We start from the raw sequence: 24,571 nt of genomic DNA on the forward strand, positions 1-24,571 counted from the left end.
ACCCCAGGGGACTTAGCCCGTCTCGGTGTCCATGTACTGGACAATTGCACGCTCCGCCGGTTGTCGTCGCGAAGTCTTCGAGGCCTGGGATGTTCAGAAAAGCGCGGGAATCCACGGAATTGACAATCCGCTCGTCCGGTCATAAGCGATACCCGCGATGTAAAGCGATTTTACATCGCTACCCCATGAATATAACAGAACTATAACGTAATAATAACGATAAAATCATGAAGCCGAATGCGAGGTTAACCTAAGAATCGCCTGTGCCATACGCTGCCGACAATCGTGTCGCCCGGTCATCCGGGGCCGACCCAACGTCAGGAGCGGATCATGCAAAGACTTCTTCGTCCGTACTTCACCAGCGGTGTCGTCCTCGTCGGTGCCAGCCTCATCGCCGTCGCGCCTTCCAGTACGACCAGGGCGCCGATGGCCAGGCTGGCGTGGCGGTCGGAGTCCTCGGCTTGCAGAAATCCCGCGTCCAGGGTGGTCAGTTGCTCCACGATCCGTCCTCCTGCCCGCGCCCCGCTCTCATCGTCCGCCCGCGTCGCTGATGGATGCAGGGCCAGAAGTCCCGAGTCCGCGGCGCAGGTGCGGGTCTTCGTGCCCTGGTCGGACCGGTGGGGCGGGGAGGATCGTGAAGAGTGCAGGTCTGCTGGGGCTCAGCGGGAATCGGGCTCGAGACCGCGAAGGAAGAAAGGGGCCGGCCCATGGATGAAAAACCTGCGGGTCGCCCGGACGCCGCGGCGGTCCGGGACACCATCCGAACCGCGTTACTGCTGGCCGCCCGAGCGCCCTCGGTGCATAACTCGCAACCATGGCGCTGGCGGGTGGACCCGGCGCCTTCGGCGCCCCGGCTGGACTTATACGTCGAGCCCGATCTGCAGCTGCGCAACGTCGACCCCGAGGGCCGGGGCATGATCTTGAGCTGCGGCGCGGCATTGCACCACTGTGTGGTGGCGTTCGCCGCGCTAGGTCAACAGGTCAAGGTCCATCGGTTTCCCGACCCGGCATGCCCCGACCTGCTGGCCTCGATCGAGCTGTGTCCGCCTGGGCCGCAACCGGATCTCTCCCAGGTCGATGTCGCGCTGGCGGCGGCGATCCCGCGGCGGCGCACCGATCGTCGCTACTTCAGCGGCTGGCCGGTGGCCGGCGCCGACATCGCATTGATGGGCGCGCGCGCCGCCCGGTCCGGTGTGATGCTGCGCCGCGTCGACGCCCTAGATCGGCTGAACGCGGTGGTGGCCCGGGCGGTGTTCGAGCACCGCACAGACTACGAGTACCTCGCCGAGCTGGCGACCTGGAGCGGCCGCTACGGGTCGGTGGCCGGCGTTCCGGCGCACAGTGTTCCGGCGCCGGATGCTGCTGCCCCGATTCCGGGCCGGTTCTTCGCCGGGCCCGCACTGGCCCAGCCGCCGGGTGCCTTCCCGGACGAGGACCGCGCGGTGATGCTGGCCCTGGGCACCGAGACCGATGATCGGCTGGCCCAGCTGCGTTCCGGCGAGGCCACCAGTGTGGTGCTGCTGACCGCGACGGCATTGGGGCTGGCCAGCTGCCCGGTCACCGAGCCGCTGGAGATCGCCGAAACCCGTGCCGCGGTGCGCCGCGACGTCTTCGGAACCAGCGGCTATCCGCAGATGCTGCTGCGGGTGGGCTGGGCCCCGATCAATGCCGACCCGCTGCCGGCGACGCCGCGGCGCTTCCTCAACGACACCGTCCAATGGCTGGCTGCCGACACTCGCGAGGCCGAGCCTCGAGAGGTTGAAGGGTTGGCGCTCTACGCCTGAGCAGCACCGCCCGGGCTACGAGACCAGGGGAGCAGACCAGCGCAGCACTGTCCCGCCGCCGGGAGCCGATGTGACGCTGAAGGTTCCGCCGGCCTGCTCGGCACGCTGACGCAGGTTGGCCAGGCCGCTGCGGGTGATCACCTCGGGCATACCGCGGCCGTTGTCGCTCACCTCGATGCTCAGATCGTCTTCGACCTTGATCTGCACGGTCACGGCGGTGGCGCCCGCATGCCGGACCGTATTACTGACCGCCTCGGAGACCACCGCTTCGGCGTGATCGGCCAGCGCCGGCTCCACCACCGAGAGCGGGCCGATGAACTGGACAGTGGTGTGCAGCCCCGATCCGGAGAATTGGGCCACCGCGTTGTCCAGTCGCTGCCGCAACGGTGTCGCCGCGGAGGCGACACCGTGCAGGTCGAAGATTGTGGTGCGGATCTCGCCGATGATCGCCTGTAAGTCGTCGACGGCATCGGAGAGCCGGCGCTGCACGGCGGCGTCTCGGCTGCGTGGAATGGTGCCCTGCAGCGACAGCCCCACGGCGAACAGCCGTTGGATCACATGGTCGTGCAGGTCGCGGGCGATCCGGTCCCGGTCGGTGACCACGTCGAGTTCGTGCATGCGGCGCTGCGTGGTGGCCAGCTGCCAGGCCAGCGCGGCCTGATCGGCGAACGCCGCCATCATGTCGAGTTGCTCGGTGTTGAACGGGGGAGTGCTGCTGTGCCGCATCACCACGACCACTCCGGCTACCGCGTCGGCGGTGCGCAGCGGAAGTATCAGGGCGGGGCCGGCCGCACGCACACCGCTCAGCGTCAGCCGCTCGACGCGGTGCGGCTCACGCTTCGAGAAGGCCTCGCCGACGGGGGAGCCGGTCACCGGCAGGGTCTCACCAGACAGGAAAGCCATTGTCGGCCCGATGGTTTCGACTACCAGGAGTTCGCTGACCTCCGATTCGGCGGCATCCTCGTCCAGCGGGATGGCCACCAGGGCCGACTCGGCACCGGTGAGCTTGCTGGCCTCTTCGGCGATCAACCGGAACACCGTGGACGGGTCGGTGCCCGACAGTAGTTCGGTCGCGATGTCGTGGGTGGATTCGATCCAGGATTGCCTTGCCTTGGCCTGGGCATACAAGCGGGCGTTGGCGATCGCGATCCCGGCGGCGGCGGCCAGCGCCTGAACCAGCACTTCATCGTCTTCGCTGAATGGTTGTCCGTCGGCTTTCTCGGTGAGGTACAGATTGCCCACGACCTCCCCTCCCGCGCCCACCGGCACGCCGAGGAACGTCCGCATCAAGGGGTGGTGGGGCGGAAAACCTATGGAGGCGGGATGTTTGGAAAGGTCGTCCAGTCGCAGGGTTTGGGGTTCGTCGATCAGCAGACCGACCACCCCCACCTGCTGGGGCAGCCGGCCGATCTTGAGGAACGTTTCGTCGTCGATGCCCTCGTAGACGAACTGCTGCATTCGGCGTTGGCGGTCGTGTACTTCCAGCGCACCGTATTGGGCATCGACCAGACTGGTAGCGGTCTGCACGATGGTGCGCAGGGTCTCGTCGAGTTCCAGACCCGAGGTGACGGCCAGCATCGCTGCCAGCAGTCCGTCGAGGCGGTCGCGGCCTTCCACGATCTGCTGGACCCGGTCTTGCACGCCGACCAGCAGCTCGCGCAGCTGCAGATGAGAAAGTTTGTCGCGCAGCGGGTTCGAGCCTTCCTCGGGTGCGTCGTCAGTCATTCCGGGCGCGCTCGAGCTTGGTGGCGAAGACCGCGGCCTGAGTGCGACGCTCCATGCCCAGCTTGGCCAGCAGCCGTGACACGTAGTTCTTGACGGTCTTCTCCGCCAGGAACATCCGGTCCGCGATCTGCTTGTTGGTCAGTCCTTCGGCGAGCAGGCTCAGCAGTGTCCGTTCCTGTTCGGACAGGCCCGACAGTGGATCGGGCTTGGCGGCGGCGCCCCGCAGTTTGGCCATCAGGGCTGCTGCAGCGCGGTTGTCGAGCAGCGATCGTCCCGCGCCGACTTCCTTGACCGCGTGGGCCAGCTCCATGCCCTTGATGTCCTTGACGATGTAGCCGCTGGCGCCGGCCAGGATGGCGTCGAGCATTGCCTCGTCGGAGGTGAAGGAGGTCAGGATCAGGCAGCGTAGTTCGGGCATCCGCGCCAGCAGGTCACGGCAGAGTTCGATGCCGTTGCCGTCCGGCAGCCGGACATCGAGCACCGCGACGTCCGGAGACAACGCGGGTATGCGGGCCAGGGCTTCGGCCACCGAACCGGCCTCACCGACCACATCCAGTTCGGGGTCGGCGCCCAGCAGGTCGATCAGGCCGCGCCGCACCACCTCGTGATCGTCTACCAGAAAGACTCTGATCACATCGCGTCCTCTCCGAAGCCGTCGTCGCGGCGCGCACCCAGGCACTGCCCACGGTAGCGGCGACACCGGCGGATTCACAGAGCACAAAGCCCCGATCCGCAGAAGGGTCAGGCTTCGGGGGTGATCTACGCTTCTTGCGTCTTGGCCCTGACGTAGGAGATCCCAGTGGACAGGTCTGCCCTCACTGCATTGTTCGACCTGACCGGACGCACCGCCATCGTGACAGGCGGAACGCGCGGCATCGGGCTGTCGGTTGCGCACGGGTTGGCCGCTGCCGGCGCCAACGTGGTGGTGGCCAGCCGCAAGAGCGAGGCCTGCGATCAGGCCGCGGAGCAACTGCGCCAGGCCGGCGCGCAAGCGATCGGGGTGCCGACCCACCTCGGGGACGGCGAGGCGATCGAGGCGCTGGTGGGCGCCACAGTCGACCGGTTCGGCGGGGTGGACATCGTCATCAACAACGCTGCCAATGCGCTGGCGCTGCCGTTGGGCGAGATCACCTCGGAGGCACTGAACAAGTCGTTCGCGGTTAATCTGCAGGGGCCGGTCTTCCTGGTTCAGGCGGCGCTGCCGCATCTTCGCAAGAGCGAGCACGCCGCCATCGTCAACGTGGTGTCGGCCGGCGCCTTCGTCTATTCGCCGGCGACGTCGATGTACTCGGCGGCCAAGGCCGCACTCGTGTCCTTCACCCGGTCCATGGCGGCCGAGCTGGCGTCCTCGCGCATCCGGGTCAACGCGATCGCACCCGGACCGGTCAACACCGACATGGTGCGTAACAATCCGCCGGAGTTCATCGCAGCATTGCGGGCTGCCACGCTGCAGCAGCGCATTGCCGAGCCCGACGAAATGGTCGGGCCGGTACTGCTTCTCGTCTCCGACGCAAGCAGCTACATCACCGGCCAAACCATCCATGCCGACGGCGGGATGGTCGCGCGGTAGCGCCGCTAGTCCCGCTTGACGGCACGCAGTGCCTCGGCCGCACCGCCCAGGAACGGGGTGATGATGTCCACCGGCAGCGGGAACACCACAGTGGAGTTCTGGTCGGCCCCGAGTTCCAAAAGGGTTTGCAGGTACCGCAGTTGCAGCGAGGCCGGGTTCTGCGAAAGCCGTTCGGCGGCCTGGCTGAGTTCCTCGGAGGCCTGTAGCTCGCCGCGGGCGTTGATCACCTTCGCCCGCCGCTCGCGCTCGGCCTCGGCTTCGCGGGCCATCGCCCGTTGCATCGACTCGGGGATCTCCACGTCCTTGATCTCGACCACCCGCACCTGCACGCCCCACGGCTCGGTCTGCTTGTCGATGATCGTGCGCAGGTCGGCGTTGAGATCGTCGCGGTGCGCCAGCAGCGTGTCCAGATCGGCCCGGCCCAACAGGGAACGCAGCGTAGTCTGGGCGATCTGCGAGGTGGCCACGGCGTAGTTCTCGACCTCCATGATCGCCTTGAGCGGATCGGTGACCTGGAACATCACCACCGCGTTGACCCGGGCCGGAACGTTGTCGCGAGTGATCACCTCCTGCGGCGGAATGGTCAGGGTGACCACCCGCTGATCAACCCGAATCATTTTGTCCACCAAGGGGAACAGGAACTTCAGGCCTGGTTGGTAGAGCGGGCGGGCATGGCCCATCCGGAACACCACGCCGCGTTCGTACTCGCGCACCACATTCAGCGCGAAATATGCCAGCACTGCGAGCGCCACGACGGCCAGCGCCAGCACGGTGATCAGTCCCTCACTCATTTGAGTTGCTGCCTTCTGCTCGACGCGTTGTCGGAAAAGCCGCCCCACCGGGTGGAGTACCGGTCGATCGCGGCCTCGACGTTCAATGCCTGATCTTCGGCGACGGATCGGTGCGGCCGATCATCGGGGGCGTTACTCGGGGTGCTCCACAGGTGACGCAGCAGGGGATAGCCGCCGGCCGCCACCACGGCGATCGCCGCGGTCAGCACCAACACGTCGGCGGCCGAGTGATTCACGAACAACGTCGCAGCCGGCAGGATGATCCCGAAACCCGCTACCGAACAAGCGATGCCCCGGTGAAAGCGGCCGGTTTCCGAGTGCGGCCACGGATCGACCGCCCGGCTGATCTCCCGGCCGTGGTGCGACGTGGTGCAGGTGTCCTTGACCGGACAGGAGTTGCAGACCGACGGCGTCGCCCGGTACCGCATCACCCGGTTGTCCGGATCGAACGAGGTGGGCCAGAGCCACTGGTCCTGCGGGCACTTCCACGCGTCATGATCGTCGTGGTAGACGAACTTGCCCGTGCGCCACTGCGCCGCGCGTTCGGAGGTCCGCTGGGCCATCCGGTCGAAACCCCAGGCGAAAGTCAGCAACAGCAGCGCGTAGCCGGCAACCAACCACACCCATGTCGCCGGCCCGGACATGATCAGTCCTTGCCCGCGGCGGCGGACTCTGCCGGAACCTCGACGTAGAGCGGGTTCTCCGGCAACTCGTCGACCGTCTCGCCGGAGCGGAAGTTACGCAGCGCGATCCAGGCGATCCAGACGAACGGCACCACACCGGCGCCGATCAGGATCGCGTCGCCGGGCAGGCGCAGCCATTCCAGCAGCGCGTTGCCGGGCTGGGTGATGTAACCCAGCGAGCGTGCCTCGAAGTAACCCGCGTTGACCGAGTGGAACAACTGCAGCACGCCCAGCGGCAACAGGGTGACGAACACCATCCATGCCAGGCCGATGTTCATGCCCCAGAACGAGATCCGGGCCAGCTTGTTCGGCCACTGGTCCGCCGGGATCACGTAACGGAAGGCGAACATCGCCAGGCCGACCGCCAGCATGCCGTAGACGCCGAACATCGCGGCATGCGCGTGGTTGGCGGTCAGTGCCGTCCCGATCTCGTAGTAGGACACCACCGGCAGGTTGATCAGGAACCCGAAGATGCCTGCGCCCAGGAAGTTCCAGAACCCGACGGCGACCAGGAACATCACCGCCCAGCGGGCCGGGAAGTTGTTCTGCTCACCGGCTTCCTGGCGGGCACCCAGCTGCAGGAAGGCCCAGGCCTCCACGGTCAGGAAAGTCAGGGGGATGACCTCGGCGGCCGAGAAGAACGCGCCCAGTGCCATGTGCTCCACCGGTGTGCCGGAGAAGTACAGGTGGTGCATGGTGCCGATCACGCCGCCGGCCGAATACAGGATGATGTCGAGGAAGATGACCAGCAGCGCAACGCGCTCGCGCACCACCCCGAGCTGAACGAAGATGTAGGCCACCATCGCGGTGGTGAACAGCTCCAGGAAGTCCTCCACCCACAGGTGCACCATCCAGAACCGCCAGAAGTCGGCGACCGAGAAGTGCGTCTCACTGCCGGCCAGCAGGCTGGCCGCGTAGAACGTCGGGATGGCCAGGCCGGTGAAGAAGAACATCCAGGGCAGGTTCATCTTCGAGGTGGTGGCCAGCTTCGCGCGCATGCCGCGCCAGATGATGACGATCCACAAGAACAGGCCGACGATCAGCAGCAGCTGGAACAGTCGGGGCAGGTCCAGGAACTCCCACTGCTGGGAGAACAGGGTGCCGGGCTTGATAACCCCGAAGATCGACAGCGCCTCAAAGGCCAGCGAACCGAAGACCACCACTGCCAGCGCGCCGAGCAATCCGTATACCAGGACCGACTGCTTGCTGGGCTCGCGGCGGGTGATGAAGGGCACCAAGAAGATTCCACCGGCCAGGAACGCCGCCGCGGTCCAGAACAGTGACAGCTGCAGGTGCCAGGTTCGGGCCAGGTTGTAGGGCAGGACCTTGGCGAGGTCGATCCCGTAGAACTCCGACAGATCCGCCCGATAGTGCTCGACGGCGCCGCCGAGCAGGACTTGGGCCAAGAACAGCACCGCGACCACGGCGAAGATCCAGATCGCGGCGCGCTGCGAGCGGGTCAGCGGCACCTCGCCGGGCTGGCGGAAGTGCAGTTTGGTCATCTCCGTGCCGTGCCAGCCGATGTTCTGGCTCCAGCGACCGTAGACGGTGAACATGACGCCGATGCCGCCCAACAGCATGATCAGCGACAGCACCGACCACACCACCACCGATCCGGTGGGCCCGTTGTCGACGCGCGGCTCCGAGGGCCAGTTGTTGGTGTAGCTGTAGTTGTGGCCGGGCCGATCCGCGGCCGCCGCCCACGCGGTCCAGGCGAAGAACGCGGTCAGATCGCGGATCTCGCCGGGCTCGGTGATCATGTGCGGCAGCAGGCCGTACTTGGTGGAGGCTTCGCCGAAGTAGTCGGCGTAGTGCTGCTCGATGGTGTTGAAGGCCTGGACCTGTTTGTCGGTGAATACCAGCGTTTTGGTGTCCGCGTTATAGCGGTTGGTTCGGAACTCGGCGACCACGGCGTCGTGCGGGTTCGCCACGCCCTGCGCCTTGAACTGATCGGCGACGTCTTCGGTGGCCAGCCGCAGATATTCGGCGGTGTAGTCGGGGCCCAGGTAGGCGCCGTGGCCCAACACCGAGCCGTACTGCATGAGGCCGCGGGCCTGATAGAGCTGTTGGCCACGGGTGATGTCGGCGCCGGTGAACAGCTGCTGACCGGATTCGGCAACGACCTTGTCCGGCATCGGCATTGACGCCGTGTACGTGCGATAGGCCAGGATGCCCATCACCAGGAATCCGAAGATCATGACCAGGGCCACGCCCTGCGCCCAACCCTTGCCGACCAGCGCTTCGGCACGGCCGGATCCGGTGGTGGGCGCGCCCACCTGTGTCGCATCGGTGCTCATGGACGGCACGCTAACAGTATCGAGGATGAAAATTCGCGAAACTGTTAGTGCCCTCACTAATTTGGGGTCTGGCGTTAGTTTCTCTGTTGACCAAATGCCCCTTGACGCCAAGGTACGACATACCGTAGTAGCGGTCCGATGTGCGGGCCGGAAAGGACACACCATGCCCCGCCTCCGCGAGATCCCGCGCGCCGAAGTGACCGACGAGCAGATCTTGTTCTTCTACGATCGGTTGTTCGGCGCGGGCATAGAACCCGTAGGCCCTGACGCTTCGGCGACAGCTTCCGGCGGCCACCGCACCATCCACGGGACACCGGGGGACTGGTGGACGGTCTTCGCCCAGGCGCCCAAGGTGTTCTCCCACGCCGTACGTGGATTCGCTCTCTATCGCAACGCCTCGCTGGACCCGCTGCTGCGCGAGCTCGGTCAGGCCCGCGCCGGCTACGCCCGCGGCAGTCAGTTCGTCTTCTCCCAGCACTGCAAACAGATGCGTTCGCTGGGCATGTCCGAGGAGAAGATCGCCGCGTTACCGTCCTGGCAGGTCAGCGACGCCTTCTCCGGGCTCGAGCGCGCGGTGCTGGCTTACACCGATGCCCTGGTCTACGACGGCGGGCGGGTGGCCGACGAGATCTTCGCGGTGCTGCAGGCGAACCTGTCGGACCGCGAGATCATGGAGCTGACCTACATCACCTGTATGTATGACATGCACGCCACCATCTGCCGTGCGCTGCGGCTGGAGTTCGACGACCGCGCGGAGCCGATCACCGAGGTCCAGGTGCCCGAGGGGCTCGCGGTGGCCGACCTGTCGGCGGACCTGGCCGGGGACTGACCGCGGCTTGGTCGACTTGTCGCACCCCGGGGGCACCATCGGTCTGTGCTTGACGCGGTGCTTCCTCTGCAGTGCGGCGGCTGCGGTACACCCGGGACCCGATGGTGCGCCGCCTGCGCCGCGCAGCTGGCGGTCGGGCCCGAAGAACCCCGGGTGATCGCCCCGCGGCTGGATCCGCAGGTTCCGGTTTTCGCCCTGGGCCGATACGCCGGCGCCCGCCGGCAGGCGATCGTCGCGGTCAAAGAACGCGGCCGCAGCGACCTCGTCGCTCCGCTGGCTTGGGCGTTGGGGGCGGCGCTGCAGCGGCTGCTGTGCTGGCAGATGGTGGACCTACCGCTGACGATCATCCCGGCACCCACCCGCCGCAGCGCTGCCAGACGGCGCGGGGGCGACCCGATCACGCGCATCGCCGCTACGGTTGCCGCGCGCCATGCGGGTGTGACGGTGGTGCCGGCATTGCGGATGCGGGCGCTGACCCGCGACTCGGTCGGTCTGGGCAGCGCCGCCCGGGAACGCAACGTCGCCGGGCGGGTACTGCTGCGCCGGGGTGGGCTGGCGAGTTCCTCCGCCGCGGGCGATGTCCTGATTGTCGACGACGTGGTGACCACCGGAGCGACCCTGGCCGAGTCGGTTCGGGTGCTACATCAGGCCCGGGTGCGGGTTTCTGGCGCGCTCGTGATCGCTTCGGTATGAGACGGGTGTCAAACGGGTGCGCCAAACCGGTGGCATCTCTCCGGCGGCATGGCTACGGTCGTCATCAAGGGACGGGGGACCTTGAAGGAACGTGGTCGAGACGACAGGAGAGTGTCGAGCATGGCAAATCAATTTGTGGAAACCAGCCCGGCGTCAGTCGACGTGGAGGAGCGGCCGGATCAGTCGGGCGCCGAGATCGTGGTCAAGGGTCGTAATGTTGAGATTCCAGACCATTTCCGGGTTTACGTCGCGCAGAAGCTGGCCCGCGTGGAGCGGTTGGACCGCTCGATTCGCCTGTTCGATGTCGAGCTCAAGCACGCCAATAATCGACGCCAGCGAAAATCCTGCCAGCAGATCGACATCACCGCGCACGGACGCGGCCCGGTGGTCCGCGGGGAGGCCCGCGCCGACAGTTTCTATGCCGCATTCGAGGCCGCGATCGATCGACTGGAGAGCCGGTTGCGCCGCGACAAGGGCCGTCGCAATGTCTCGTACGGCGACAAGACCCCGCTGTCGGTAGCGGAGGCCACCGGTGCCACCAATTTGGACCCGGAGTTCCTCGCCAGCGCATTCAACCGGGACGGCACCGCCGAACCCGACCACCGTGAGGAGGTCGGGCACAGTAGCGGCCACGAGCATGAGCCCGGCCAGATCGTGCGCACCAAAGAACACGCCGCGACGCCCATGTCGGTCGACGACGCGCTCTACGAGATGGAGCTCGTCGGCCACGATTTCTTCCTGTTCCAGGACAAGGAGACCGACCAGGCGTCGGTGGTCTACCGACGGCACGCCTACGACTACGGCTTGATTCGTTTGGTCTGAGCACTGCCGTTCCGAGCTGCGTGGGCGGCGCATTGCCGCCTTCGGTAACGGTGTCACCTACCATGGGTGACGCTCGTAATGCCGAAGACTGAGTAGGGGACATAGCCGTGCTGTCCAAGTTGCTGCGTTTTGGTGAAGGCCGCATGGTCAAACGGCTCCGGAAGGTCGCGGACTACATCGACACCCTCTCCGGGGACGTCGAAGCGCTCACCGACGCGGAGCTGCGGGCCAAGACCGACGAATTCCGTCAGCGGCACGCCGACGGCGAATCCCTCGACGACCTGCTGCCGGAGGCATTCGCGGTGGCCCGTGAGGCGGCGTGGCGGGTGCTGACCCAGCGCCCGTTTCACGTGCAGCTGATGGGTGGCGCGGCACTGCACTACGGCAACGTCGCCGAGATGAAGACCGGTGAGGGCAAGACCCTGACCTGTGTGCTTCCGGCGTACCTCAACGCGATCTCCGGCAAGGGCGTGCACGTCGTCACGGTCAATGACTACCTGGCCAAGCGCGACAGCGAGTGGATGGGCCGAGTGCACCGCTTCCTCGGCCTGGAGGTCGGGGTGATCTTGTCGCAGATGACCCCGGACGAGCGGCGCGTTGCCTACAACGCTGATGTCACCTACGGCACCAACAACGAGTTCGGCTTCGACTACCTGCGCGACAATATGGCGCACTCGCTCGAACAGCTGGTGCAGCGGCCGCACAACTTCGCCATCGTCGACGAGGTCGACTCCATCCTGATCGACGAGGCCCGCACCCCGTTGATCATCTCCGGTCCCGCTGACGGCAGCTCCAACTGGTACTCCGAGTTCGCCCGGATCGTGCCGCTGATGGAGAAGGACGTCCACTATGAGGTGGACCTGCGCAAGCGCACCATCGGTGTGCACGAGGTCGGGGTGGAGTTCGTCGAGGACCAACTCGGCATCGAGAACCTCTACGAGGCCGCCAACTCGCCGCTGGTCAGCTACCTCAACAACGCGCTGAAGGCCAAGGAGCTGTTCAACCGCGACAAGGACTACATCGTCCGCAACGGCGAGGTCTTCATCGTTGATGAGTTCACCGGCCGCGTGCTGGTGGGTCGGCGTTACAACGAGGGCATGCACCAGGCCATCGAGGCCAAGGAACGGGTGGAGATCAAGGCCGAGAACCAGACCCTGGCCACCATCACCCTGCAGAACTACTTCCGGCTCTACGACAAGCTCGCCGGCATGACCGGCACCGCCGAGACCGAAGCTGCCGAGCTGCACGAGATCTACAAGCTGGGCGTGGTTCCGATCCCGACCAACAAGCCGATGGCGCGCATCGACCAGATCGACCTCATCTACAAGACCGAGGAGGCCAAGTTCCTCGCGGTCGTCGACGACGTCGCCGAGCGCTACGAAAAAGGCCAGCCGGTGCTGATCGGCACCACCAGCGTGGAGCGCTCGGAGTATCTGTCCAAGCAGCTGACCAAGCGCCGTGTCCCGCACAACGTGCTCAACGCCAAGCAGCATGAGCGTGAGGCGCACATCATCGCCGAGGCGGGCCGGCGCGGCGCCATCACGGTGGCCACCAACATGGCCGGGCGCGGCACCGACATCGTGCTCGGCGGCAACGTCGACTTCCTCGCCGACCAGCGGCTGCGCAGTCAGGGCCTGGACCCGGTCGAGACCCCGGATGAGTACGAAGCCGCCTGGGACGAGGCGCTCAACGCGATCAAGGAGGAGGCAGCCGCCGAGGCCGAGGAAGTGATCGAGGCCGGCGGCCTGTACGTGCTGGGCACCGAGCGTCACGAGTCGCGGCGTATCGACAACCAGCTGCGCGGCCGGTCCGGCCGACAGGGTGACCCGGGTGAGTCGCGGTTCTACCTGTCGCTGGGCGACGAGCTGATGCGACGGTTCAACGGCGCGGCACTGGAGTCGCTGCTGACCCGGCTGAACCTGCCCGACGACGTGCCGATCGAGGCCAAGATGGTCACCCGGGCGATCAAGAGCGCCCAGACCCAGGTCGAGCAGCAGAACTTCGAGATCCGTAAGAACGTGCTGAAGTACGACGAGGTGATGAACCAGCAGCGCAAGGTGATCTACGCCGAACGCCGCCGCATCCTCGACGGCGAGAACCTCGCTGAGCAGGCCCACGACATGCTCGTCGACGTGATCACCGCCTACGTCGACGGTGCCACCGCCGAGGGCTACGCCGAGGACTGGGACCTGGAGCAGCTGTGGACGGCGCTCAAGACGCTGTACCCGGTGGGGATCGACTATCACGAACTGCTGCACGCCGACGACATCGGCGAGGCGGACGATCTGACCCGCGAAGAGTTGCTCGCGGCGCTGCTCGCCGACGCCGAGAACTCCTATGCGGTGCGGGAGGCCCAGGTCGACGAGACCGCCGGCGCCGGCGCCATGCGGGAGCTGGAACGCGGTGTGCTGCTTAGCGTTTTGGACCGCAAGTGGCGCGAGCACCTTTACGAGATGGACTACCTCAAGGAGGGCATCGGACTGCGGGCGATGGCGCAGCGCGACCCACTGGTCGAGTACCAGCGGGAAGGCTTCGACATGTTCCGCGGCATGCTCGACGGGCTCAAGGAGGAGTCGGTCGGCTTCCTGTTCAACGTCGCCGTCGAGGCCGTCCCGAAGCAGGCAGTCGCGCCGGTGGATGCCCCCGAGGGGTTGGCGGAGTTCGGGTTGCGCGCCAAGGGAATCGACGGCGCCAACGGCGCTGACGGAGCCGACGGTGCGGACGGGCTGACCTATACGGGTCCCGACGAGGACGGCTCCGCGCAGGTGCGGCGCGCCGGCGACCTGCAACCCGCAGGCGCGACGTCTCGCCGGGAACGGCGCGAAGCGGCCCGCCGCGAAAGCCGCGGCTCTCGGCTGCCGAAGGTGCCACGCAAGAGCTGAGGCGCTGAGCCACAGCCGATGGCGCCGACCCGTCCCCCGCGGTGCGGATCGGCGCTAGCCGATGTGCAGGGCGACGATCCGCCAAACTGTGCCGTTTCCGGTCCGCGGAATGGGCTCGACGCGGCAGGCCAGTGCATGCGTGCGTCGTCCGCGCCGGTAGGTACCGAAAACCTCTACCGCGCTGGCCGGTTCGCCTGCACCTGCCGGTTGCACACGCACCCGCTGCAGGGTTGCCGGCTCGAGCCGGCCCGCCGGTGGCGCCGGGCGGGCCGACGCCACCGAGTCGGCCAGTCCGGTGGCGAGCAGCGGATGCAGATGCGTCGACGGCCGGCGTCCGTCCACCACTTCCAGGACCCGGCGCAGCGCGGCGTCGGCGAACACCGCGGCCGAGCGCAACGTCGCCGGTAACGCCTTGTGCGCGGGTCGACCGGGTCGCGTCCTCGGGGGATGCCCCGGGCGCGGCCGGGCCGAGGGCGCCGGCGCGGGCGGATGTGCGGACCGGTTCGGCATGGCCGGACGGGCGGGCGGTTCGTAGTCGAGCAACGGCGCGACGGCCGAGCGCGGGGACGCAGTGGGATCGGTGGGCACGGCAGCTCTCCAAGGTAGGTCCGGTCGGCGGGCCTGCTGGAGAGTGGCAGGGTGTGTGCGGCGATCATCGCACAATTGCGGCTGCGGCGTATCCGCGTGCAGCGCGGCCCGGCGGCGGGCTACCGTGAGCGGCAGTGTTTTTCTCCGATCCGGGGCTGGTGCAGTACCCGGCCGGATCGAGCCAGCAGGGAGGACGGGCAACGATGGTGAACCGGCTATCGGCGTCGGAAGCCAATTTCTACCGCCTGGAGAACACCACGACGCCGATGTATGTGCAGTCGCTGTTCATTCTGCGTAATCCGCGAGGTGGCCTGGGCTACGACAAGCTGATGGAGACCATCGAGCAGCGGCTGCCGCAGATCCCGCGGTACCGGCAGAAGATCCGCGAAGTCACTATGAGCCTGGCCCGTCCGGTCTGGGTGGACGACCACGAGTTCGACATCACCTACCACGTAAGGCATCTCGCGGTGCCGTCTCCGGGAAGCGAGCGCCAGCTGCACGAGCTGGTCGCTCGGCTGAGTCAACAACCGCTGGATCGCTCCCGACCACTGTGGGCGACTTACCTGATCGAGGGGCTGGCCGACAACCGGATCGCGATTTACATCAAGTCGCACCAAGCGCTGGTCCACGGTATGGCGGCGCCGGCGTTGGGGCATGTCCTGGTCGACCGGACTCAGCGTCCGCCGCCTTTCGACGAAGACATCTGGGTGCCGCGCGACGAGCCCGGCGCCGTCGAATTGGTGCTCGGTGCGGTCGGGGACTGGGTGGCGGCTCCGCGGGCCCAACTACAGGCGGTGGGATCGACGGTCGGCAGCCCGTTGTCGTGGGCAGGCCGCAAGGCGTTCGATACCGTCCGGGCCATCGCGCGCGGCGCGGCCCCGCAAAGCCCGCTCAACACCCAGGTCTCGCAGAACCGTCTGTTCACGGTGGCGAGGGGTTCGCTCGAGGATTACCGGACGGTGCGGGCCCGCTATGACTGCGCCATCAACGATGTGGTGCTCGCGGTGATCACCGGGGCGCTGCGGAACTGGCTGTTGGCCCGCGGCGAACCGGTCGGATCGACGCGCACTGTACGGGCGTTGGCACCGTTGTCGGTGTATCCCGACCACGAGTTCGACTCCGCGGGTCAGCCGATCGGTGCCGTGACACCGTTCCTGGTGGATCTTCCGGTCGGCGAACCGAATCCGGTCGTCCGGCTTTCGCAGATCGCTTATGCCACCGAATCGCATCCCACCGCGACCGGGCTGGTTGATGCCCGCACCATCTTGACCGTGGCGGGGTTCGCCCCACCAACTCTGCACGCGATGGGTCTCCGGGTCGCGGCCGCGTTCGCCGGATTCTCCGGGCGGGTGTTCAACCTGCTGATCACCAACGCGCCGGGTGCTCAGCGGCAGCTCTACGTCTGCGGCGCGAAGCTGCTCGAGACTTACAGTGTGCCGCCGCTGTTGCCGAACAAGGCGTTGACCATCGGAGTGACGTCTTACAACGGGACCCTGTATTTCGGCGTCAATGCCGACCGCAAGGCGATGAGTGACGTAGGAATGGTCTCAGCACTGCTGGACGAAGCGCTGGCCGAACTGCTGGAGGCAGCACAGTGAGCGAGGACGAGTTCGAAGCCGCTACGCGACGGCTCGCCAACGACGTGTACGAGAAGGAATTACTGCGTCTGCAAAGCGAATTCGTCAAACTCCAGGAATGGGTCCGCGATACCGGCACCCGCGTGGTGGTTCTCTTCGAGGGCCGTGACGCCGCAGGCAAGGGCGGTGTCATCAAGCGCATCACGGAGTATCTGAGTCCGCGCACCGTGCGGATCGCGGCGCTACCGGCCCCCACCGAGCGGGAGCGGGGGGAGTGGTACTTCCAGCGCTACGTCGCGCACCTGCCGGCGCGTGGTGAGATCACGCTCTTCGACCGATCCTGGTACAACCGGGCCGGGGTGGAGAAGGTGATGGGATTCTGTACGCCCGAAGAGCATGCGCAGTTCCTCAAGCAGGCCCCGGTCTTCGAGCAACTGTTGATCGATGACGGAATCCTGTTGCGCAAGTATTGGTTCTCCGTCTCGCAGACCGAGCAGCTGCGCCGGTTCCGTAAGCGGCGCAACGACCCGCTGCGGCAGTGGAAGCTGTCGCCGATGGATCTTGAGGCACTGCGCCGCTGGGAGGACTACTCCCGGGCCCGCGACGAGATGATGGCCCACACCGACACGGCGGCCAGCCCCTGGTACCTGGTCGAGTCGGAGCTGAAGACCCACGCGCGGCTGAACATGATGGCGCACCTGCTGCAGACCATTCCCTATCGCGAGGTGGAGCGCCAGCGGGTCAGCCTGCCGAAGAAGCCCATCGTCACCGGTTCTTACGAGCGGCCCGACCGTAGTCTCTACCGCTACGTGGACGATTACGCCGCCACGCTGCTGGGCGACGCGTGACCCGTCCACCGCGAGCGGGTGGGCGCACACCGCAGGTAGGGGAGTGCCCCCAGCGCCGGCTTCGCCGCGCTCGCGATCGCGGCGGTGCCTGAGGCTAAGGTCTGGCTCATGCGGGTATACATCCCAGCGACGCTGGCCATGCTGGCCCAACTGGTCGCCGACGGCTCATTGCGTCCGGTCAGCGGGACGGCGTTCGCGGTGACCCCGGCACTGCGGGAGTCCTACGCCCACGGCGACGACGACGAGCTGGCCGAGGTGGCGATCGGAGAGGCGGCTCTGGCCTCGCTGCGGCTACTGGCCGGTGCGGACGCCGATCCGGACGGTGCGAAGTTACCCACCCGCCGGGCGGTGCTGGTTGCCGAGGTCGAGGGTGCCGCCGTTCGCCCCGATCTGGACGCCGCCGTGGTCCGGTTGGCGGGGCCGGTCGCGATGAGTGACGTGCTTGCGGCTTATGTGGACACCGCCGCGGCTGAACCTGCCGTACTCGCGGCATTGGCGGTGATCGACGACGCCGACCTCGGCGACGAGGACGCCGAGCTGACCGTCGGCGATGCCCAGGACCACGACCTGGCCTGGTACGCCACCCAGGAACTGCCGTTCCTGCTCGACCTGCTCTGATGCCGACCGGACGAGGTTACGGTACCGTAGGTTCATCAAACCGCGGCATACGAGCAGGGAAGTTTCGTGAGCAAGAAGCATTCGACGATCGTCGCGCAGATCGGCGACACCAAGCGGCCGACCGCCGCCGGTGCCGACCGTCACCCGGTCTGGAATGCTGTGCGCCGCATCGCAACACAGATCACTACTCCGCTGCTGCCGGACGACTACCTGCGCTTGGCCAACCCGTTGTGGTCGGCCCGTGAACTGCGCGGGCGGGTGGTGGAGGTCCGACGGGAGACAGCGGATTCGGCGACACTGACCATCAAGCCCGGCTGGGGTTTTCAGTTCGACTATCGGGCCGGCCAGTACATCGGCATCGGCCTGCTGGTCGACGGACGCTGGCGCTGGCGTTCGTACTCGCTGACCTCCCCGCCGGTGACCGGAGCGCGGACCATATCCATCACGGTCAAGGCGATGCCGGAGGGGTTTCTGTCCAGCCACCTGGTGGACGGTGTGGCCCCGGGAACCGTGGTGCGGCTGGCTGCGCCGCAGGGGGAGTTCGTGTTGCCCGACCCCGCGCCGGCCGCGCTGCTATTCGTCACCGCCGGGTCCGGGATCACGCCGGTCATGGCGATGTTGCGGTCGCTGGCCCGCCGCGGACCCATCGCCGATGTCGTCCACCTGCATTCGGCGCCCACCGCGGCCGACGCGCTGTTCGCCGATGAGCTGGCCGCTTTGGCGCAGGATCACCCGGGTTACCGGCTGCTGTTGCGCACTACCCGAGACCAGGGGCGGCTGGAGCTGCGCGGACCGGAAACCCTCGACGCTGAGGTGCCCGACTGGCGCGAACGTCAGACCTGGGCATGCGGGCCGACAGGGATGCTCGGCGACGCCGAACGTGTCTGGGCTGCGGCCGGGGTCGCCGACCGACTGCATGTCGAGCGGTTCGCGGTGGCGCGCAACGCGCCGGCCGGGGGCGGCGGCACCGTCACCTTCGCGGCCAGTGGCAAGAGTGTGACGGCGGACGCGGCGACGACGCTGCTCGAGGCCGGGGAGAGCGCCGGGGTATCGATGCCGTTCGGATGCCGGATGGGCATCTGCCAGTCGTGTGTGGTCTCGCTGGTGGGCGGACACGTTCGCGATCTGCGCACTGGTGCAGATCATGAGCCGGGCACCCGGGTGCAGACCTGCGTCAGCACAGCGGCCGGCGATTGCGAACTAGACGTCTGACGATTACCCGCTGGTAACCTACGGCAGCGTAGGTTACGATAGCGTAGGTATAGACGATGATGCGTTTCTGAGAGGCGGTCTGATGGCGGTAACCGACGTCGAGGTGTTCGCGCACCTCAGCGGCGCCGACGTGGCGAACCTCGCCGCAGAACTGGACGCCATCCGCCGCGACGTCGAGGCCAGCCGCGGTGCGCGCGACGCCCGGTACATCCGCCGCACCATCGCCGCCCAGCGCGCGCTCGAGGTGAGCGGCCGGCTGCTGCTGGCCGCCGGTAACCGGCGCTGGGCGCGCTGGGCCGGAACCGCCACCCTGGGCGTGGCCAAGATCGTCGAGAACATGGAGATCGGCCACAACGTCATGCATGGGCAGTGGGACTGGATGAACGATCCGGAGATCCACTCCACCGGCTGGGAGTGGGATATGGCCGGTGTCTCCAAGCACTGGCGCTTCACCCACAATTTCGCCCACCACAAGTACACCAACATCCTCGGCATGGACGACGATGTGGGTTACGGCGTAATTCGGGTTACTCGCGACACTCGCTGGCAGCGCTTCAACCTGCTCAACCTGTTCTACAACGCCATGTTGGCGATCGGGTTCGAGTGGGGAGTCGCGTTGCAGCACTTGGAGATCGGCAAGATCTTCAAAGGCCGCGACAGCCGCCAGGCGACCCTGGTCCGGCTGCGCGAGTTCGGCGACAAAGCCGGCCGGCAGGTGTTCAAGGACTACGTGGCGTTTCCGGCCCTGACCTCGCTGTCGCCCGGCGCAACGTTTCTCTCGACGGTGAAGGCCAATGCGATCGCCAATGTGATCCGCAACCTGTGGGCCAATGCGATCATCTTCTGCGGCCACTTCCCTGACGGCGCAGAGAAATTCACCAAGACCGACATGGTCGGCGAGTCACAGGGGCAGTGGTATCTGCGGCAGCTACTGGGCAGCGCCAACATCGACGCCGGGCAGCCGATGCGGTTTATGAGCGGCAGCCTGTCGCATCAGATCGAGCACCACCTGTTCCCCGATCTGCCGAGCAACCGCTACCCCGAGATCGCGGTGCGGGTGCGTGCGGTGTGTGAGAAGTACGACCTGCCCTATACCTCCGGGCCGTTTCTGGTGCAGTACGCCAAGACTTGGCGCACCATCGCCAAACTGTCGTTGCCGGACCGCTTCCTGCGCGACACCGCCGATGACGCACCGGAGACCCGCAGCGAGAGGATGTTCGCCGAGCTGGGTTCGGAATTCACTCCCGTCGACCCGGTGACCGGTCGTCGTCGCGGGCTCAAGACTGCCATCTCGGCGGTGCGGGGCTGGCGTCGTGACAAGAAGGTCGATCTGGCTGCCTGAGCCGCTGTCGCGTTGCTGCATCGTCGCGTTGCTGCGTCGGGGTAGGCGGCGCCTCACCCAAAGCAGCTAGCGGGACCGTCGCCTGCTCATCCCGGGTTTGGCTCGATCCGGCTTCGCGTATGCCGCGCCCGAGCAAATCAGGGCGCGGCATACGCGAACGGAGCGGGATCTTGCCCGGTCAGCCGCCAGACGGCGGCCGCCCGACCATCATCGGCCGGAACCCGTAGCGGGGGGTGCCAAAGGCGCCGAACCCGCCGCGGCCGCCGGCGCCACCGGCACCCGCCATCGGCACCCCGCCTAGGGCACTGTGGCCGGCCTCGCCGGCCGCGACCCCGGCGGAGCCGGCGTAGCTGGCCAGTTGGACCGGGGCAGAGTGGACGGCGGCCGCGGGGAGCGCGGCGGCCCAGGTCGGCGGCACCGACAGCGGGCCCACCAGCGAGGCATGCCCGATGGTTCCGGCGACTCCGGCACCGACGCTCTTGGCGGCACCTTCAGCTGCCTTGGCGGCGCCTTCGGCGACCTTTTCGACAGCTTTGGTCGCGGGGACCAGCGAATGCGACAGGCCGTCCATGTCCTTGAACGCGGTGGTGAAAAGTCGCATGGGCGACACCATCCGGATGAACATGTCGAATGGGCTGGACGCACTCAGCGTGGGCGATCCGGTCAGGCCTCGCATCAGATCGCCGAGCATGCCGTTGAACGTGATGGTCGATCCGTCCCACGTGATTGGATTGAGCAGATCTTCGATCAAGTTGGATGCGGCTGGGCCGGCGAGGCTACCGAGCTGACCGGGCAACGTCGAGATCATGGACGCCAGCGTCTCGGCGTCGGTCGCGGTTGCAGTCCCGACGGCAAGGGCAACGGCGGCCTCCTGGGCTGCCACCCCAGCCGGGTTGACGGTGGGGGCCGGCGCCGTGAACGGCGTCAACTGCGATGCGGCTGCCGATTGTCCGGCATAGCCATACATGGTGGTGGCGTCCTGCACCCACATCTCGCCGTAGGCGGCTTCGGTAGCCGCGATCGCCGGCGTGTTCTGCCCCAGGACATTCGTCGCCATCAATGACATCAGTGTCTCGCGGTTGGCCTCGACCACCGCCGGCGGAACCGTCGAGGCAAAAGCCGCATCGTGAGCGGCGGCCGCAGCACCCGTTTGGGCTGCCACCTGCTCAGCCTGCGCGGCGGCCCGGTTGAGCCACTCCAGGTGCGGTTCGAACGCCTTCGCCATCGCGGCCGCAGCCGGCCCGTGCCAGTCCGCGCTCAGGTCGGCCAGCACAGTCGTGTAACTGGCGGCCGTGGTGTAGATCTCGGCGCCGAGGGTCTCCCAAGCGCGGGCAGCGGCCCACAGTGGCGCCGAGCCGGCGCCGGAGTACATCAGTGCGGAGTTGATCTCAGGCGGCAGTGTGCCGAAGTCCATAGCGTCGACCTAGCTCTAGGAGACCGCAGCCGCGTTTGCGGCCTCGGTGGCGTCGTAAGAACGAGCGCTGATGTTCAACACCATTTCCAGCATCTGCCGCATGGCCGTGGCTTGGGCGCTGACCTGCTGGTAGAGCTCGGCATGCGCGGCGAAAGTGGTGGCTGTCAGAAGCGACACCGGGTCGGCGCCCGCGGGGGTGATCTGGGTGGTGGGGGCAGCCGCCGCTGCGTTTCCGGCTTGCATGTCCGCGGTGATGGCCTGCAGCTCTCGGGCGCTCGCGGCCAGTACCTCCGGCTGTGTAACAACGGTCGACACGTCTATCTCCTTTTCGCCTGCAATCACGTACAGGGACTTGGCAGGAACCTTCCAGGACATTGCCAGGTTAGGGAGCGAGGCGCGGGCCACAAAAGCGCCTACACCCTTTGTTCACCAGTACGGAACCAATGTTCATCGGCTGGCCGAAGGCGTTTGATTCGATGACGCCTGCCGTTCACTTTGGGCCCGCGGTTCACCATGTGAGGGCGGTCAATGGGTGCGTTCCCCGCGACCGTCAGCCCTCGCGCAGCACCGTCAGCAGTCGGCGCGCCGCTTCGACGCGGCGCTGCGCTACGCCGGTCAGATCGTCCAGCGCGCATTCGGGATCGGCCGGTGGTCCCAGGTGGCCACAGCCGCGAGGACAGTCGTCGATGGTCTCAGCGAGGTCGGAGAACGCCAGCAGCACGTCGTCGGGTGCGATGTGGGCCAGGCCGAACGAGCGGATCCCCGGGGTATCGATCACCCAACCCGAGCCGGACAGCCGCAGCGCCACCGATTGGGTGGAGGTGTGCCGCCCCCGGCCGATGTCAGTGACCCGTCCGACAGCCCGATCAGCTTCGGGGACAAGGCGATTCACCAAGGTTGATTTGCCGACGCCGGAGTGTCCCAAGAGCACCGTCACCTGGGATTGCAGCAGGGGGGCGACCGCGTCGAGCGGGTCGTCGCGGCCCGCGGTGACCACCGTGAGGTCCAGGTCGGCGAACTGGCCGGCGAAGGGCGCCGGATCCGCCAGGTCAGTTTTGGTCAGGCACAGAATCGGCGTCAGTCCTCCGGCATAGGCGGCGATCAGCGCCCGATCGACCAGTCCCGTCCGTGGCGGGGGATCGGCCAGCGCGACCACGATCAGCAGCTGGTCGGCGTTGGCGACCACCACTCGCTCGGTGGGGTCGGTGTCATCGGCGGTGCGCCGCAACACGGTTCGTCGTGGTCTGCGCCGCACGATGCGGGCCAGGGTGTCGGGCCGGCCGGACAGGTCGCCGACCACGTCGACGCGGTCGCCGACCACGATCGGGGTGCGACCCAATTCGCGGGCGCGCATCGCGGTGACCTGAAGATCGGCCGGGCCGTCGGGGCCGTCTAGGACACAACCCCAGCGTCCGCGATCGACGCTGACCACCATGGCCGACTGGGCGTCGGCGTGCCCGGGACGGATTTTGGTGCGAGGCCGCGAGCCGCGGCCGGAGCGGACTTTGACGTCGGATTCGTCGTAGTCCTCCGGTTTCAAGCGCCGGCCCCCGCGTCGGCGAGCATGTCCGCCCACATCCGGGGGAATGCGGGCAGGGTTTTGGCGGTGGTCTCGATGTCCTCGACCTCGACACCGGGGACCCGAAGCCCGATGATCGCACCGGCGGTGGCCATCCGATGGTCGGCGTAGGAATGCCAGATTCCGCCGTGTAACGGGGTCGCGGTGATCAGCAGGCCGTCGGGCGTCTCGACACTGTCGCCGCCCAGCCGGTTGATTTCGGTCGTCAGCGCGGCCAGCCGGTCGGTCTCGTGCCCGCGCAGGTGCGCGATGCCGCTCAGTCGTGACACCGAGCCCGGGGCGGCCAGGGCGGCCAGTGCCGCCACCGTCGGGGTGAGCTCGCCGACGGCGCGCAGATCCACGTCGAAGCCGCCGTAGCTGCTCGGGCCCTCCACCTGCAGGTGCGCATCGGCGTGGCTCACCCGGGCTCCGGTCGCACCGAAGATCTCGATGATGGCGCCGCTGGGCTGCACGCCGACGGCCGGCCAGTCGGCGATACGGACGCGGCCACCGGTGACCACCGCGGCCGCCAGAAACGGGGTGGCGTTGGACAGGTCGGGTTCGATCTCCCAGTTTCGGGGCGTCGCCGTCGCCGGGGTGACCCGCCAGCGGTTCGGGACGGCGTCGTCAACGTCGATACCTGCCTGGCGCAGCATCGCGACCGTCATCGCGATATGCGGGGCGGACGGCAGGGTGGCCCCGGTGTGCACCACGGTCAGCCCGTCGTCGAACGCGGCGGACGCCAGCAGCAGGCCGGAGACGAACTGCGATGACGCGGAGGCGTCGATCCCCACGGTGCCGCCCGCGACGGAGCCAGTGCCGTGGATCCCGAACGGTAGGCCGTCGCCCTCGACCGCGATACCCAGGCTGCGCATCGCATCCAGCAGCGGCGCGATCGGCCGGGCCCGGGCCTGTTCGTCCCCGTCGAACGTGACGGTGACGGTGCCCAGCGCGGCCAGCGGCGGCACGAACCGCAGCACGGTGCCGGCGAGGCCACAGTTCAGTCGGATATTCGGTTCAGGGTCGATCTTGCCGCTGACTGTCACATGGTGAGCTACCGCCTCAACCCGCAGGCCCAGGCCGCGCAGAGCATCGAGCATCAGGTCGGTGTCGCGGCTGCGCAGGGCGCCGGAGAGGGTGGAGACACCGCCACCGCTTGCTGCGGCCAGGGCGGCCAGTACCAGCGCACGATTGGTCTGCGACTTCGAGCCGGGCACGGTCACCGTCGCGTCGATAGGGGCGGTGGGCGTCGGTGCCGGCCAAGTCGTCACGGTTTCATCCTGCCAGCGTCCGCCTCCAGAGCTGGTACCGGCGGTTCAGCGAGCCTCGATCGGGTTC

Annotated in this window: 21 protein-coding genes and 1 pseudogene; 11 read left to right on the forward strand and 11 right to left on the reverse strand. The window is 67.3% G+C overall.

What is annotated here, in order from left to right:
• Nucleotides 1-400 precede the first annotated feature (400 nt).
• A pseudogene (locus tag N416_RS24045) lies at nt 401-500 on the reverse strand (hypothetical protein); the annotation flags it as partial.
• A gap of 207 nt (nt 501-707) precedes the next feature.
• On the opposite strand from N416_RS24045, the gene N416_RS0118625 reads away from it, so the two are divergent.
• A complete protein-coding gene (locus N416_RS0118625; protein WP_024443611.1) occupies nt 708-1,784 on the forward strand; it encodes an NAD(P)H nitroreductase in 1,077 nt (358 codons plus the stop codon).
• A gap of 15 nt (nt 1,785-1,799) precedes the next feature.
• On the opposite strand, the gene N416_RS0118630 is transcribed toward N416_RS0118625, so the two are convergent.
• Both N416_RS0118630 and N416_RS0118635 read right to left on the reverse strand, forming a co-directional pair.
• Nucleotides 1,800-3,509 carry a GAF domain-containing sensor histidine kinase gene (locus N416_RS0118630; RefSeq protein WP_024443612.1) on the reverse strand — a complete coding sequence of 570 codons (1,710 nt, stop codon included), beginning with the start codon at nt 3,507-3,509 and terminating at the stop codon, nt 1,800-1,802.
• The gene (locus N416_RS0118635; RefSeq protein ID WP_024443613.1) at nt 3,502-4,143 is read right to left on the reverse strand and encodes a response regulator transcription factor; all 642 of its coding nucleotides are present in this window, start codon (nt 4,141-4,143) and stop codon (nt 3,502-3,504) included. Before N416_RS0118635 ends, N416_RS0118630 begins: the two co-directional genes overlap by 8 nt.
• 165 nt (nt 4,144-4,308) lie before the next feature.
• Here N416_RS0118635 and N416_RS0118640 point away from each other — a divergent pair, with 165 nt between their 5' ends.
• The gene (locus N416_RS0118640; protein ID WP_024443614.1) at nt 4,309-5,079 is read left to right on the forward strand and encodes an SDR family NAD(P)-dependent oxidoreductase; all 771 of its coding nucleotides are present in this window, start codon (nt 4,309-4,311) and stop codon (nt 5,077-5,079) included.
• 5 nt (nt 5,080-5,084) lie between these two features.
• Here the strand turns inward: N416_RS0118640 and N416_RS0118645 are convergent, their stop codons facing one another.
• Genes N416_RS0118645 through N416_RS0118655 form a run of 3 tightly spaced genes read right to left on the reverse strand, consistent with a single transcriptional unit; the run spans nt 5,085 to nt 8,850 of the window.
• A complete protein-coding gene (locus N416_RS0118645; RefSeq protein WP_024443615.1) occupies nt 5,085-5,870 on the reverse strand; it encodes a slipin family protein in 786 nt (261 codons plus the stop codon).
• Complete coding sequence (locus N416_RS0118650) at nt 5,867-6,514, reverse strand: hypothetical protein (protein ID WP_024443616.1); 648 nt, start codon at nt 6,512-6,514, stop codon at nt 5,867-5,869. Before N416_RS0118650 ends, N416_RS0118645 begins: the two co-directional genes overlap by 4 nt.
• A gap of 2 nt (nt 6,515-6,516) precedes the next feature.
• Nucleotides 6,517-8,850 carry a nitric-oxide reductase large subunit gene (locus N416_RS0118655; protein WP_051190317.1) on the reverse strand — a complete coding sequence of 778 codons (2,334 nt, stop codon included), beginning with the start codon at nt 8,848-8,850 and terminating at the stop codon, nt 6,517-6,519.
• A gap of 163 nt (nt 8,851-9,013) precedes the next feature.
• On the opposite strand from N416_RS0118655, the gene N416_RS0118660 reads away from it, so the two are divergent.
• The 4 genes from N416_RS0118660 to secA all read left to right on the forward strand — a co-directional run bounded on the left by N416_RS0118660 (nt 9,014) and on the right by secA (nt 14,076).
• Nucleotides 9,014-9,679, forward strand: coding sequence for a carboxymuconolactone decarboxylase family protein (locus tag N416_RS0118660; protein ID WP_024443618.1), 666 nt, complete (start codon nt 9,014-9,016; stop codon nt 9,677-9,679).
• Between the two features lie 45 nt (nt 9,680-9,724).
• Nucleotides 9,725-10,372: a ComF family protein gene (locus N416_RS0118665; RefSeq protein WP_024443619.1), complete on the forward strand. Its 648-nt coding sequence runs from the start codon at nt 9,725-9,727 to the stop codon at nt 10,370-10,372.
• A 120-nt stretch (nt 10,373-10,492) separates the two neighbouring features.
• Nucleotides 10,493-11,194, forward strand: a complete 702-nt coding sequence (gene hpf / locus N416_RS0118670) for a ribosome hibernation-promoting factor, HPF/YfiA family (protein ID WP_036458583.1) — start codon at nt 10,493-10,495, stop codon at nt 11,192-11,194.
• A 107-nt stretch (nt 11,195-11,301) separates the two neighbouring features.
• The gene (gene secA, locus N416_RS0118675; RefSeq protein ID WP_024443621.1) at nt 11,302-14,076 is read left to right on the forward strand and encodes a preprotein translocase subunit SecA; all 2,775 of its coding nucleotides are present in this window, start codon (nt 11,302-11,304) and stop codon (nt 14,074-14,076) included.
• A 54-nt stretch (nt 14,077-14,130) separates the two neighbouring features.
• On the opposite strand, the gene N416_RS0118680 is transcribed toward secA, so the two are convergent.
• A complete protein-coding gene (locus N416_RS0118680) occupies nt 14,131-14,664 on the reverse strand; it encodes an Rv3235 family protein (protein WP_024443622.1) in 534 nt (177 codons plus the stop codon).
• Nucleotides 14,665-14,867: 203 nt separating this feature from the next.
• Between N416_RS0118680 and N416_RS0118685 the strand changes: the two genes are divergently transcribed.
• The 5 genes from N416_RS0118685 to N416_RS0118705 all read left to right on the forward strand — a co-directional run bounded on the left by N416_RS0118685 (nt 14,868) and on the right by N416_RS0118705 (nt 20,261).
• Entirely contained in the window at nt 14,868-16,262 is a 1,395-nt protein-coding gene (locus tag N416_RS0118685) for a wax ester/triacylglycerol synthase family O-acyltransferase (protein WP_024443623.1), read from the forward strand.
• Nucleotides 16,259-17,089, forward strand: coding sequence for a polyphosphate kinase 2 (gene ppk2 / locus N416_RS0118690; RefSeq protein ID WP_024443624.1), 831 nt, complete (start codon nt 16,259-16,261; stop codon nt 17,087-17,089). Before N416_RS0118685 ends, ppk2 begins: the two co-directional genes overlap by 4 nt.
• A gap of 108 nt (nt 17,090-17,197) precedes the next feature.
• Nucleotides 17,198-17,707 (forward strand): hypothetical protein, encoded by a 510-nt coding sequence (locus tag N416_RS0118695; RefSeq protein ID WP_024443625.1) that lies wholly within the window; start codon nt 17,198-17,200, stop codon nt 17,705-17,707.
• A gap of 66 nt (nt 17,708-17,773) precedes the next feature.
• Complete coding sequence (locus tag N416_RS0118700; RefSeq protein ID WP_024443626.1) at nt 17,774-18,919, forward strand: ferredoxin reductase; 1,146 nt, start codon at nt 17,774-17,776, stop codon at nt 18,917-18,919.
• Between the two features lie 82 nt (nt 18,920-19,001).
• Nucleotides 19,002-20,261, forward strand: a complete 1,260-nt coding sequence (locus N416_RS0118705) for a fatty acid desaturase (protein WP_024443627.1) — start codon at nt 19,002-19,004, stop codon at nt 20,259-20,261.
• A 178-nt stretch (nt 20,262-20,439) separates the two neighbouring features.
• Here N416_RS0118705 and N416_RS0118710 read toward each other — a convergent pair whose 3' ends face one another.
• The 4 genes from N416_RS0118710 to aroA form a co-directional block, all read right to left on the reverse strand.
• A complete protein-coding gene (locus N416_RS0118710; RefSeq protein ID WP_024443628.1) occupies nt 20,440-21,675 on the reverse strand; it encodes a PPE family protein in 1,236 nt (411 codons plus the stop codon).
• Nucleotides 21,676-21,690: 15 nt separating this feature from the next.
• Nucleotides 21,691-21,990 carry a PE family protein gene (locus N416_RS0118715; RefSeq protein ID WP_024443629.1) on the reverse strand — a complete coding sequence of 100 codons (300 nt, stop codon included), beginning with the start codon at nt 21,988-21,990 and terminating at the stop codon, nt 21,691-21,693.
• 235 nt (nt 21,991-22,225) lie between these two features.
• Complete coding sequence (rsgA, locus tag N416_RS0118720; protein ID WP_024443630.1) at nt 22,226-23,215, reverse strand: ribosome small subunit-dependent GTPase A; 990 nt, start codon at nt 23,213-23,215, stop codon at nt 22,226-22,228.
• Nucleotides 23,212-24,504, reverse strand: a complete 1,293-nt coding sequence (aroA, locus tag N416_RS0118725; protein WP_024443631.1) for a 3-phosphoshikimate 1-carboxyvinyltransferase — start codon at nt 24,502-24,504, stop codon at nt 23,212-23,214. Before aroA ends, rsgA begins: the two co-directional genes overlap by 4 nt.
• Nucleotides 24,505-24,571 lie beyond the last annotated feature (67 nt).

Source organism: Mycobacterium sp. UM_WGJ (genome assembly GCF_000455125.1).
Lineage (GTDB): Bacteria > Actinomycetota > Actinomycetes > Mycobacteriales > Mycobacteriaceae > Mycobacterium.

Excerpts from the sequence above, each read along its gene's own strand:
- N416_RS0118625 (WP_024443611.1), top strand. The coding sequence starts at position 708 with ATGGATGAAAAACCTGCGGGTCGCCCGGACGCCGCGGCGGTCCGGGAC.
- N416_RS0118630 (WP_024443612.1), bottom strand. The coding sequence starts at position 3,509 with ATGACTGACGACGCACCCGAGGAAGGCTCGAACCCGCTGCGCGACAAA.
- N416_RS0118645 (WP_024443615.1), bottom strand. The coding sequence starts at position 5,870 with ATGAGTGAGGGACTGATCACCGTGCTGGCGCTGGCCGTCGTGGCGCTC.
- N416_RS0118650 (WP_024443616.1), bottom strand. The coding sequence starts at position 6,514 with ATGTCCGGGCCGGCGACATGGGTGTGGTTGGTTGCCGGCTACGCGCTG.
- N416_RS0118655 (WP_051190317.1), bottom strand. The coding sequence starts at position 8,850 with ATGAGCACCGATGCGACACAGGTGGGCGCGCCCACCACCGGATCCGGC.
- N416_RS0118660 (WP_024443618.1), top strand. The coding sequence starts at position 9,014 with ATGCCCCGCCTCCGCGAGATCCCGCGCGCCGAAGTGACCGACGAGCAG.
- hpf (WP_036458583.1), top strand. The coding sequence starts at position 10,493 with ATGGCAAATCAATTTGTGGAAACCAGCCCGGCGTCAGTCGACGTGGAG.
- N416_RS0118685 (WP_024443623.1), top strand. The coding sequence starts at position 14,868 with ATGGTGAACCGGCTATCGGCGTCGGAAGCCAATTTCTACCGCCTGGAG.
- N416_RS0118695 (WP_024443625.1), top strand. The coding sequence starts at position 17,198 with ATGCGGGTATACATCCCAGCGACGCTGGCCATGCTGGCCCAACTGGTC.
- N416_RS0118705 (WP_024443627.1), top strand. The coding sequence starts at position 19,002 with ATGGCGGTAACCGACGTCGAGGTGTTCGCGCACCTCAGCGGCGCCGAC.
- N416_RS0118710 (WP_024443628.1), bottom strand. The coding sequence starts at position 21,675 with ATGGACTTCGGCACACTGCCGCCTGAGATCAACTCCGCACTGATGTAC.